This is a genomic window from Serratia sp. root2, assembly GCF_031931805.1.
Lineage (GTDB): Bacteria > Pseudomonadota > Gammaproteobacteria > Enterobacterales > Enterobacteriaceae > Serratia > Serratia inhibens.
This window is the reverse complement of the sequence record NZ_JAUJXB010000003.1, coordinates 196,535-209,781: the sequence shown is the minus strand read 5'-3', so window position 1 is coordinate 209,781 and position 13,247 is coordinate 196,535. Positions and strand designations below refer to the sequence as shown.

Genomic DNA, 13,247 nt, shown 5'->3' with positions numbered 1-13,247 from the left:
TCCTCCAAAGAATTTGAGTTAGCTGACTATCTCATTCCAGACACGTATCTTATTGCCACCAAAATACTCTGCGACCATTTCCCAGAATGCGCCGTATTGGGCAGGAATATTGGTGCAGGTATGATTTTTGTGCGTGGGGGCATGTGCAAGCACATCCGCTAATTTTAAGGTCAGCAGTTTTTCGAAATATTCACGAGTAACAGTAATGGCTTCGCCGCTACGGCGATCTTTTAATGCAGGTATGCCATCGGCTTTCAACAGGTTGCGAAAGCTTTTACTGAGCGACTCATAGCTCATCACCGAAAAATGATAAACCAGGCTTTCAACCTGAGTACCCGTGCAATTACGCACTATCTGGCGCTGGGTTTCAGGAATATCACCGATTTCATCCGTATGCAGGCCCTGTGTGCCATAACAGCCGTGGAAAAGACCGGCCAGGCACACCTGCTCCTCACACGACATCCGGCACAATATTTCGTAAGTACGGATCAGATGATTCATCAGGGGTTCATCCAGATGAGCAACCTTGTGTACGCCAAGCGTAACGAAGTCATTCTGATAACGTTCAACGACTGTAGCTGTTTCCATCATAAGATCCTCGAACAGTTTGGTTATCGATTAATGTTTTTACGATTCTTTTGGAGTTGCATAACGCGTTGCCTGGCTGTCAGGTTTTTATCTGTCGGCACGAGCTGAGTTGCAGCTTGTTTTTCTGAATGTCCTTTTAACCACTGAGCCAACGAACGAATTGTGGTGTACTGGAATAAACTCATTACTGGGAAATTAAACCCTATTTCATCCTGTAATGCCCGATGCGTTTGGATAAGCCTGGCAGAGTCTCCCCCTGCATCAAAAAAGTTGTCCGTAAGACTAATTTCATTTCTATTTAAAACAATTCGCCAGACGTTTTTTACTTTCTCCTCAATACACATTCCATTTTCCGACGACATCTCAGTATCTTTTACATTCAACTTAGGTTCCGGCAATTTACTTTTATCAAGCTTTCCATTTACCGTTACCGGCATTTCATCAATCGTAATAAACAAAGCGGGAATCATATATTCAGGCAGACTCTGACTTAACGTTCCTTTAATCAGCGCAATATCTGGCTGAGTCATTGCCTGACCGACGATGTAGGCACAAAGCCAGTAATGGTGTCGTTCACCTTTTCTTGATACGTGCGTCGCCACAATGCCTTCACATCTCAGGATCGCCGCTTCGATTTCATCGATTTCGATGCGATAGCCATTGATTTTGACCTGTGAGTCCTGCCGCCCAAGGAACTCAATATTACCGTCGTCAAAGAACCGCGCCCGATCTCCAGTGAAATACATTCTGGCTGAAGGGGCGGCGACAAAAGGATCGCGACAGAATTTCTCCGCTGTGCGATGTGCATCACCGTAGTAACCCTCGGCCAGCACATCACCACCAATATACAAGTCGCCCTCAACCCCGACCGGTACCGGCAACTGATGCGGGTCCAGAATGTAGTAGCGTGCATTCTGAATTGGCTTGCCGTAAGGAATGCTACTCAGCTCTCTTTGATTGCCGGATGTCGGGAAAAAGTTGGACCAAATAACGGCTTCGGTGGCGCCACCCAGCGCGATCAGCTCTGCTTTAGGGCATTTTTCCGCCAGCCGGGTCGGCAGCGACACCGGGATCCAGTCACCGGATAAAAATGCCAGCCGGAGATGCGGGTTACCTGTTACATCCAGATAAGGGATAAGTTGATCGAGGATCACCGGCGCCGAATTCCAGAAGGTTATCGCTTCCCGGCTGACAATCTGGCTCAGGAGTTCAGGGTTACGAATTTCTTCCCGGCTCGCTACGCGCAGCGTCGCACCCGCTGCCAGCGTGCCCATCATGTCATAAACGGAAAGGTCGAATGCGATCGACGTGACAAACAGAAGTTTATCCACGGGAGAAACCGCAAACGTGCGATTAACCCAGTCAATCAGGTTGACCGCCGGTCGGTGTTTCACCGCGACGGCTTTCGGTATTCCCGTGGTACCGGAGGTAAAAATAATATAGGCACGATCATCCGCCGTAGCTGGATTGTCCGGCGGCGTGTCACACTGCATGCGATGTGCATCAGAGTCCGCCCAGATCAGCGTCAGTGGTACTTCAGCCTGAATGCTCAGCGCTTTATTACGCAAAGCGTCATCACTGATCAGGCCAGAAAAGTTGGCAACGGTGGCCATAAGCCGACAGCGTTCTGCAGGTGTCGACGGGTCGATCGGCACATAGACACATCCCGCCTTCAGCACTGCCAGTACGGCAATAACCATTGCCGCACCGCGTTCACATAAAATCCCTACATGAGCCCCCACCGGCACACCAGCATCACGCAGGCTCCAGGCCAGCTGGTTCGCACTCCGATCGAGCTGCTGATAGCTCAGCACATCCTGACCCGCAATCAGAGCGGTGTGGTCGGGTTGCCCGACAACACGTTGCGAGAAAAGCATGTCGATGCGCCCTTCAAACGCCACAGCCGTTTTCGTGTTGTTCCAATCCTCCACAATTTTCTGATGACACGCCTCAGATAACAGACCGACCTGAGACAGCGGTGCTCTGCTATTTGCCGTCAGATTCGCGCAAAATCCGGCCCAGGTCTGCGACAAATTCCTCGCCATAGCATCACTAAACCGCTGCGTATCGTATTCCAGGTTCAGCACCAGCCCGGTATTGTCGTAACGGAAAAACAGGCCGAGGTCAAAACGGCTGGTGCCAAGATCTACAGGCAAGAAGGTTGTCTGGCAGCCCTCCAACTCCAGAAGTGCCGGAGATACTAACAGTGACAGCATGACATTCACGGACGGTACGCCTTCAGCGGAACGTAACCCTTTCACCGCATTCAATACTGACTCAAAAGGCACATCTGCATGCCGCAACAGCTGAAGGGTGTTCTCTTTCGCGGCCTGTAGTAACTGTTCAAAGGTCATGGCGGCATGTGGCCGTCCGCGCGCAATAGCAGTATTAACAAAATTTCCGACCGTTCTGGCGTATTCCGACGGACGGGTATGTACTGGCAAAGCCAGCAACACATCGTCACTTTCTGACAGTTTGCCCAGAAATGCCCAGGTAACGGCCAGCAGACCGTGGAACAACGACCCCTGATGCTGCTGACACAACTTCAACAAAGAGCGTACCGTCTCCTGATCCACCGTGATGCTTAGCAGTTGCCCAACACCGGTCGTGCTTCGTTTAGCCGGTTTGTCGAAAGGTAAGCGTAAAAGCTCTGGTGGATTCGCGAGCGCCATTTGCCACCATTGCAGCGACTTTTCCTGCTCCATTTGCAGCGACGGAGTCAGCAAATATTGGGCGTAGTCATTATACGATCGGCAGCTCTGTATGGGGGCGTGCGGGCGGTTATAGCGGAACGAGATCTCCTCCACTAGCAGCTCCATCGATCCATCGGCCGCAATGTGATGGGTTTTGATATCCACCAAGTGCAAGGTGGGAGCAACAGTGATAATTTGCACACCGAAGGGTACATTGCTACTCAGTTCAAACGGCTGTCGCTGGAAAGCGCTGGACAGAGTTTTGGCCTGCTCCAGTGCCTGAACCAGCGGCATCTGGCTCAAATTTTTCTGCAACACGTTCACGCGGTGTTCGGCCAGTGGCACAGGTTGCAGGCCACGGTCGGACTCACCATATACCGTGTGCAGCATGGCATGGTGTGCCGCCGTTGCGGTCAGCGCCGCAATCAGCCGTTGGTTATCCAGCTCGCCCTGCAGTTGGAAAGTGTTTGCAATATTGTAACGCGGCGATCCCGGCAGCAGCTTTTCCAAGGTCCACATTCTGCGCTGAGAAGGTGTGCAGGACAGCTCTTCGCTGCTTCCGGCGCGATCGTCTATCACGTCGGATTGAGCTATCAATTTGGCTTGTTCAGCCAATGTGGACGCTGACATCAACGCTGCCAGCTCAATGCTGACCGAGAAGATTTCACGGATGTGATACTGCAAACGGGTGAACAACAGGGAATGCCCACCCAGAGCAAAAAAACTGTCATGCCGGCCAATCGTCGGCTGCTCTAACAAACGACGCCAGCACTGTGCCAGGGTTTCTTCAGTCTGCCCCATAGGATGCTGATCGTCGGTTAAGTGTGCCCTGACAGTTGCGGCTTTACGCAGGTAAGCCCGATCAATTTTGCCGTTTGGCAGTCGCGGAAGCTTGTCAAAGACCTGCCACTCTGAGGGGATCATAAACGCCGGCAAGCGTGCGCTCGCCCACGCGGCGATATCGGCTTGGTTTGTGCTGCCGCGCAGTTCGAGCGCACAGCGCAGAAACTTTCCGCGTGCGGGTGAATCGACCACCACCACCGCAACCTCTGCCACCGCGGGATGCTTTCGCATTGTTGCGTCCACTTCACCGATTTCAACGCGATGACCACGAATTTTCACCTGATCGTCACGTCGCCCCAGACACAAGATCCGCCCGTCGGCAAGCTGGCGACCAAAATCACCGGTACGGTACATGCGATAGGTGTCTGGTTGCCGTTTATCCGGCATAAATACGCTCTCAAGGTCGGGGCGTCCGTAATATCCGCGTGCAACACCCGGCCCGGCCACGTAGATCTCTCCAACCTCTCCGTGCGCGACCTCATTACCACTTTCATTCAGCAAATAGCAGTGGCGTCCCAGCATCGCAAGGCCAATGGTAGGCTGGTCATCGCTCGCCAAAACCTCGCTTACGGTGGAATAGGTCGTATCTTCCGAAGGTCCATATAAGTTGAAAATCTGCGCATCGGGGCACTGCGCGCGCAATACCAGCACTAAGCTTGCAGGCAGCGGTTCACCGGCTAGGTTAATCACCGAAAGCTGCTGTGGTAAATGCCCCAGCTTCGCCACTTCATTGAGCACAGAAGGCACTGTATTCAGCAGCGTCAGCACGTCGCGCCACTTCCAGTCAAGCAGCGATAAGCCATTTTCCAAGATGTGGATCATTCCCCCCGCGCTCAGCGGCACAAAGATTTCAAACACCGAGAGATCAAAGGTGATCGAAGTAGTAAATGCGACACTTGCCAGCTGCGATGACGAATAAAAATGATGCGCCCAGTAAAGAAGTGACAGTGCATTGCCATGCTCAATCATCACTCCCTTTGGCACCCCCGTTGAACCCGAAGTAAAAATAAAGTAAGCCAGTGAGTTTGACTGTGCAGGGTCGTTATTCAGAACATGGTCCAGATCGGCCAACGCAATATCTTCAATGCAAATGGCCGTGATATCACCAGGCAATGTCTCCGCCAGCAATCGCGTGGTAATGACACACTGAACCTGCCCTATCGTGATTAACTGCTCAATGCGCTGCTGCGGGTAACGTGGGTCAAGCGGCAAATAGGCGCAGCCGGCGGCCATAATGCCGATCAATGCAGCGGGTAAATTGCGATCGCGGGGTAAATACACCCCGACCGCCGTTTCCGGCATCAGTCCATGACTGCGCAAAGAGGAGGCAATAGCGCAGGCTTGCTCCCGTAACTCAGCGTAGGTCATCACACCGGCATCATCGCGAAGAGCAATTGCCGCTGGCGTGCGTATTGCCTGGCGAAAAAACGCGTTGTGTAAGCTGTATCCATAATCCGACGGACAGAAATGCCCGACAACGCTTGGAGGGTTATTCATCACAGTTCCTTCACTCGACGACGGTTATTAGAGAAACTCCATGACGGGAGAGCGTCAACGGGGTGCTGCTGGTGTTTGAGTCGCGCTTTTTCAGTGTCCAGCCACTGCATTAGCTGACAGAGGGGCGTTTCCGTGTTGGTTACAATCCGAGCCACTAAACCGACGAAACAATCACACAGTATCCCGACATCTTCCTGAGCAAAAAGGCCGTTACGATAGTCAAGCCCACCCTCCACTCCCGCACTATTACTGACGAGTGACAGCTTGATGTCATGGACGTCCAGTAGGAATTCAGCATCCAGCAGGCGAGACGCGATCCCATCGATATCCCACTGAGGAACCGGCACATCGTGCAAAACGAACCAGGAACGATAAATAGGTGACGATTCCGCATCGGAACGACGCGGACGGAGAAGACTCACCACCTGATCAAAGGGGATATCCTGATTGATGTAAGCATCAAGGCAGGTAAGACGTACCTGCTGTGCCAGTTGAGTAAAGGACTGCTCACGATCAAGATGAGTGCGGATCGCCAGGCTGTTGACCATGAAACCAATAACATTGGTCAATGCCGGATCCGCGCGGTGGCCCGCAGGCGTACCGACAATGATGTCATCCTGATGGCACCACCACCCCAGAACCAGCTGCCAAACCGACATGTAACCCATGAAAGGCGTAACACTCAGCGCAGAACACAGGTCAGTGAATGCCGTGGCAACCGGTGTTGTGATATGGAAGACATGGCGCTGTCCCCCCGTCGCCGGCTCACCCGTAACGATCGGCAATGCCAGGACGGGTAGCGCACCACCCAGTTGCTTCAACCAATATTCACGCTGTGCGGCAAACGCATCGGTTGCAATCTGGCTTTGTTCCCAGCAGCAAACGTCAAAGAAATTGAGCGCGTCAGCCGGCAAGTGCAGCGGTTGACCATTGAGCAAGGCGCGATAACGTTGACTCACTTCTTTGATCATGATGGCAGTAGACCAGCCATCCCAGATGATATGGTGTGCAACCACAATCAACACATGTTCACGCGGAGAAAAACGCAGCAGATGTAATTTGAACAACTCGCCCGCATTAGCTTTAAGCGGGGTGTTCGCTTCGCGCTGAATATGCTGCCCGATAAAGTAATGGCGTTTGTTTTCTGCAACGTCGCTACAGTCGCTCATGCGGATAAGTGGTTGAGCGTCCGGGCGTAGCACCATATACGGCTCAGCGACATCGTCAGAGATCGCGCAGGTCAACACCGGATGCTGCTGAATAAACCCGGTCAGCGCCTGGGTGAACAACGCCACATCCAGCTCCCCCTCAAGGGCAAAAGGCTCCACCAAGTTATAGGTGGTATTACCTGGATAACATTGATCGTGGAACCATAAGCGTAGCTGCGCTGAAGACAACGGATAGCTATCACGCCGCTCTGCCTTTTGCACACCGGATTGACTTGTCTCATCGGAGCAAGCAGCAGGCTGATACTCTTCAACCACCTGGCTGATAGCACGCACGTTCGCGTGTTCGAACGCGGCCCGTAGCGGAAACAACGGGCACATCTCATGCCGGATGAGTGTAACCAACTCGGTCAGTCGGCGAGAATCCATGCCCAACGTAAACAGATCCTGCTCAACGCTGAACGTCGTGCATTGCATGATGGCCTGCACCAGCACCGCCACCTGCGCTTCAGTATCATTTTTCGCGGCAATCTGCTGTGGTGCCAAGTCAAGCAGAACAGGGGAAGGTAGCTGCTTAACATCGACTTTTCCATTTGCGGTTAATGCAAAGCCCGGAACAACCGTGATCAATTTCGGCACCATGTATTCGGGCAGTCTTTCGGCCAGATGCCGCCGCAGCCGTGCAACGCCATTCGGGCAATCTTCATTCAGGGTGACCCAGGCCACCAACAGCTTCGATCCTTGGTGCTGATGAGCGCCGACGATGCAGCCTGTCACACCATCGCATTTCAACGCAATCGACTCAATCTCACCCGTCTCGACCCTGAAACCATTTATTTTGAGCTGGTTATCCAGTCTGCCCAGAAATTCGATGCTGCCATCAGCCATCCAGCGCCCCATATCCCCGGTGCGGTAGAGTTTCTCTCCGGTACGAGGGTGGCTGATAAAGCGTTTCGCCGTTTCTGCCGGATTGCCAAGATAGCCCAACGAAAGGCCGTCACCACCAATATACAACTCTCCTGCAACGCCTATTGGACGGATGCGCATTTGCTGGTCAAGGACATAGAACTTCTGGTTAGCCAGCGCTTTGCCGTACGGAATGCTGGCCCGCTGACGATCCTCGCGCACAATGGGGTGGAAGATTGACCAAATCGACGCTTCCGTCGCGCCGCCAAGGCTGATTTGCAACGCTTCTGGCAGAGTTTTTTCAATACGCGCAGGCAATGAAACCGGTATCCAGTCGCCACTCATCATGATCAGCCGCACAGAGGGTAGTGTTTTCCGATGGGATTCAAGCGCTGACACCAGCAGCTCCATCAGTGCGGGAACGCTATTCCATAGCGTGACTTGATACCATTCAATACGGCTGATCCAATGTTCCGGATCTTTACTCAACCGGGCATCCGGTATAACCACGGCACCACCGACGCTGAGAGGTCCAAAAATGTCGTAAACCGACAGGTCAAAAGTCGCTGAGGAAAGGGCTAATACCCGGTCATTACGATTTAGCTGATAACGGCGGTTGATATCTGACACCGTGTTATGCGCAGCGGCATGGCTGATCATCACTCCCTTCGGGGTACCGGTGGTCCCGGAGGTAAAGATGATATAGGCCAGTGCATCCGGTGACACCGCCACCTCCGCACAGGTCGCCGCGTGATGGTATAAGGCATCAGACAACACAATCCGCTGCAGCCCTCCAGGCCATTCGGTGGCCGCTGCACACTCCTCGGTAACCACGGCAATATGGATATCCGCCATGTTGAGTAAGGTATGCAGGCGTTCTTTTGGAAGCGAGGGATCTAACGGCACATAAGTGCATCCCGCGCGCAAGATTGCCAGGATGCCCGCAACCTGCTGCCAGCTCTTCTCCGCCACAATTGCCACCGCCGATGACGGAACCGCGCCCGCGCTCTGGATCCGTTCCGCCACTGCGGAGGTGAATCGAGCCAGTTCACCGTAGCTGATGGTGTCATTCCCAATGAGTGCGGGCGCTTCTGGCGTCACGTCTGCCCAGCGCAGGAAAGCCTGATGCAATAAAGCAGGAACGACCTCGCATGCGGTCTGGTTCGATGCAGCCACCACGCCTCGGTTAAAGCGCTCTGCCCACTGCTCACGCCAACTGTTGTCTTGCCAGAGTGCCGGGTGGTGCGCCATTTTCAGCAACAGCGTGCGGTAATCAGCGAACATATTTGCCAGCATAGCGGGGTCAAAAATACCGTCTAATACATCCCAGTTAATCAGCAGATCGCCGCCTGCTTCATACACCTGACAATCCAGCCAGACATGCGGCGTCTGTGAGATGCCGTCGATCAACTTGCCAAGACGGCTAATGATCGGTTTATCCTGCGCAGAAGGGAAAATCAGGCTGGTAAAGACATAAGGCATCAGCACCCGCTGCTCGCGCTGTTCTGCAATATCCCGCAGCACTTTAATTCCGTTATATTGCAGCGCTGCCAGATCATCCCACAGCCTTTTTTGCATCGCGCGCGCACGGTCGATAAATGTTGATTCTTCACGTAGATCGGCTTCAAACAGCAGTACCGAAGTAAAGTCTCCCATCACGTTATAAATGCCGGGATCAACCTCTAGCCGGTTAAATGCCGGAAGATTCAGGCAGAAGTGCGGCGATTCAGCCCAGACGGCCAGCACTTCCGAGTAGGCAGTGAGTAACAGGGTTGATGCCGTAACACCGTGGCAACTGGCACTCTTTTTGATCTGCTGCCATACATCAGCTGGCAGTCGTGTTTCTCTGCGAACAAAACGATGCGGCTCTAACGTATCGGGATCGGCAATTAAGGGTAACGCCGGGGCGGAAGGAAAACCCGCGCTCCGCGACTGCCAGTAAGCTTTTGCCGTGGCAAATGCACCACTGGCTTCCAGACGCTGTTCGGCCAGGACGTAATCACGAAATTCAACATCACAGCGCTCTGGCTGGTAGCTGGCATCCTGATAGCAGGCTTCCAGCTCACTCCAGAACAACGTGATACTCCACGCATCCAGAATCAATAAGTCGAAGCTGATATGCAGGCGCGATGTGCTATCCGGCATATGCGAGATTGATAAATCAAACAGTGGCCATTGACGATAATCCATCACCTGATGGGATTTGCCCTCACGCCACGCACTGAGGTAATCCGTGGCCTCCTGATGGGATCGGCTGCTGTAGTCGTTGATGGTAATGCGGTATGGCGGTACTTCAGGCAGCGTCCGCTGCATGCCATTATCATCGAACACCGTGCGCAGCATACTGTGCCGCTTGATCATTGCGTTTAGCGCCATCTCCAGGCGCGCTGCATCGAGTTGATAGCATTCGAACTCTTCATAAGCATGAGCAGCCATGCGCCTTTCCGGGTTCCCTGTATTGCGGGCAATCCAGTAGGCATACTGAATGTCCGTCAGCGGAAACGGTTCGAACGCGTCTTGCGGGGCCTTTAACAAGGCGGCCGCTATTGCGGCTGCCTCATTATCCTCAACCAACGCTGATGTATCATCAGCGCTTTCAGGAATACGTTGGTCTACCTCGCTAACGAAGGCGTCGAATGTAGGGAAATCTAAAATCATGCCCGGCGGGAAGACGCAGCCATACGCTTTAGCGCGGCTGGCGATCTGAATACTCAAAATCGAGTCCCCTCCGAGTGAGAAGAAATTATCGGTGGGCTCCAGCGTTTCGATACCCAGCGCATCACACCACAGCTGCTGTAACCGCTCTGCTCTTGTTGCGGGTTCCGCACGAGAGTCGGGTATACTGTTCTCATCACTCACGGTTTCGCGTTGATCCGCCAGCGGGGTCGCTTCAACCCAATGGCGCGTGCGATCAAACTGATATCCCGGTAATGGAAGTAGCTGACCGTCGGTGGTCAGAACGTCTGAAAACTCTTCATAACCGCAACACCACAGCCCTGCCTTCAGACCCAATAGGGTTTCATCCGGGTTCCGCATTACCCACGTGGCAGGCAGAACAGAAATGACATTGATTCCCTCCCGCTGCTCGACACGCGTGATTTCCTTTATTGCGCCGTTAAGAGATGTACCAGGCCCACATTCAATAAAGTGATAAGAGGGATTGACAAGGAGTGTCCTTATCCCATCAGCAAAACGTACGGTTCCCCGTAGATGTTGTACCCAGTATTCAGGATCCGTGGCCTGTGCCGTCGTAATCCACGTACCGGTTAAGTTAGAGATGAAGGGCTGTTGCGGCGCAGCTAACGTGATATCTGCCAGTACGCCGCGATAAGCCTCCAGGCATGGCTCCATCATCGATGAGTGAAACGCATGCGAGGTTTCCAGCATGCGGCAGCTGATATCGTCATTTTCGAGCTGCTGACGCAGTTTTGCGACCGATTCCTGCGGTCCCGAGACCACACAGAGTGACGGCCGATTAATTGCGGCCACCGAGATATCTGCTGGCAGGCACGGGATCAACTGCTGTTCATCCAGCGACACTGCCATCATGTCGCCCAGCTCCATTGCCTGCATCAGACGCCCGCGTGCCGCAACCAGCCTGGCAGCTTCAGGCAACGACATAATGCCGGACAGTGTCGCGCAGATATACTCGCCAATACTGTGACCAATAAAGGCATCAGGCTGAACGCCCATCGCCATGAGCTGTTTTGCCATCGCATAGGCGACAGAGAACAACGCCGGTTGTGCGACGGCAGTCTGTTCCAGCAGTTCAGCCCCATGCTTATCAAAGACCACAGTCCGCAGATCGAACTGAAGATGATCGTTAAACAACTCAGCGAGCTGGTCGAACGTTTCAGCGAATACGCTGCCAGGCTGATAAAAATTACTCCCCATACCGGCAAAATGCGTCCCCTGGCCAGGGAACATCAATACCCAACTGACAGGCTTCTCACTGCACATCGCCATCTGTTTAGTACGCTGTGGATCGTCCCCCAATCGTTTGCTGGCTTCCTCCAGCGTCTGTGCCATAACCACTTGCCGGTAGGGGAAGTCCTGATAGCGACGCCGCAAGGTATAGGCTACATCGCGCAGGGACAGATCAGGATGGGAGCCGAGGTAATCGGCTAATTGCCGAGATAAAGATTGCAGTGCCGTTTTGCTCTGCGCTGCTAAAGGTAAAACCAGATAATCGACTTGATGTGTGTTTTGTCCCTCGAGTACTACGGGCGGTTGTTCAAGAACAACGTGCACGTTGGAACCACCAATACCGAATGCGCTTACCCCCGCACGCCGCACGCCAGGTCGATACCAGGGCTGAGATACATTGACGACGCGAAAAGGCGTTTGAGAAAAATCGATACCGGGATTTGGGCGTTCAAAATGGAGTGTCGCCGGAACGAAACCCTGCTGTACAATCCTGGCGGTTTTGATTAGCCCCGCAATCCCGGCCCCCACATCCAGGTGGCCTATATTGGACTTCACCGCGCCCAACAAACAACTGTCGGCCTCAATATGCGGATAGAAAGCCTGACTAAGCGCAGCGATTTCAATAGGATCACCCATCGCGGTGCCCGTACCGTGGGTTTCTACATAGCCAATCGAGTCAGGTGTCACATCAGCCGCAGCATGCGCCATGCGGATAACCTGCGCCTGCCCATCGACACTTGGCGCCGCGTACCCAACCTTCTGCGCACCATCGTTATTGGTGGCCGATCCACGGATAATCGCGTAAATCCTGTCTCCATCGGCCATTGCATCTTCCAGGCGTTTCAGCAGGACCACTCCCCCACCATTGCCCCTCACCGTGCCTGAGGCCCGATCGCTAAAAGGCCGGCAATGGCCGTCACGCGAGAGAATGCTGCCTTCCTGATGGATATAGCCTTGCGAGAGTGGAAATTCCAGCGAAAACCCACCGGCCAAAGCCATATCACACTCTCCCGCCAGAAGGCTTTGCGCCGCCTGATGCACTGCCAGCAAAGACCCTGAACAGGCTGACTGGACCACCACGCTAGGCCCTTTCAGATTGAGTTTGTAGGAGATACGGTTAGCCGCATAGTCTTTGTCATTGCCAATCAGCAATTGCATCTGGCTGGTCTGGGACTTGATTTGTCGGTTCGCTAACACTTGCTGGGTCAGATAGCTGGCGGGACCGCAGGCAACATAAACCCCGACAGGGCAAGGCGGCTCATAACCGGCGTACCCGCCATCTTCGAGTGCATGCCAGGCGCACTCTAATAACAAGCGTTGTTGTGGATCGGTAATATCAGCTTCACGCGCTGATATTGAAAAAAACTTCGCATCGAAGGCATCCACATCATCGACCAAAAATGCGGCAGGAATGAAGTTGTCATCATTTTCAAATCGCGTATCTTCGGTTTTTTCGAACCAAGTGACAGCCTCTTTCGAATTACATAAATTATCCCAGAATTCATTAATATCTTTCGCACCTGGGAACTTCCCCGCCATTCCAATTATTGCTATTTCGGTGCCGGCATAAAGCGTGGCTACTGCCGAATTTAATTCAGACATGTTCACTTGCCTCATTAATCAGAAT

3 protein-coding genes are annotated in these 13,247 nt (G+C 53.3%); all 3 read right to left on the bottom strand.

All coding sequences use genetic code 11. The features are described 5' to 3' along the window. Nucleotides 1-18: 18 nt before the first annotated feature. Genes QZQ97_RS17085 through QZQ97_RS17075 form a run of 3 tightly spaced genes read right to left on the bottom strand, consistent with a single transcriptional unit; the run spans nucleotide 19 to nucleotide 13,222 of the window. Nucleotides 19-591 (bottom strand): DUF6817 domain-containing protein, encoded by a 573-nt coding sequence (locus tag QZQ97_RS17085; protein WP_311994416.1) that lies wholly within the window; start codon nucleotides 589-591, stop codon nucleotides 19-21. A 20-nt stretch (nucleotides 592-611) separates the two neighbouring features. Then, nucleotides 612-5,621, bottom strand: a complete 5,010-nt coding sequence (locus QZQ97_RS17080) for a non-ribosomal peptide synthetase (RefSeq protein WP_311994415.1) — start codon at nucleotides 5,619-5,621, stop codon at nucleotides 612-614. After that, nucleotides 5,621-13,222, bottom strand: a complete 7,602-nt coding sequence (locus QZQ97_RS17075) for a non-ribosomal peptide synthetase/type I polyketide synthase (RefSeq protein WP_311994414.1) — start codon at nucleotides 13,220-13,222, stop codon at nucleotides 5,621-5,623. Before QZQ97_RS17075 ends, QZQ97_RS17080 begins: the two co-directional genes overlap by 1 nt. Nucleotides 13,223-13,247: the final 25 nt, after the last annotated feature.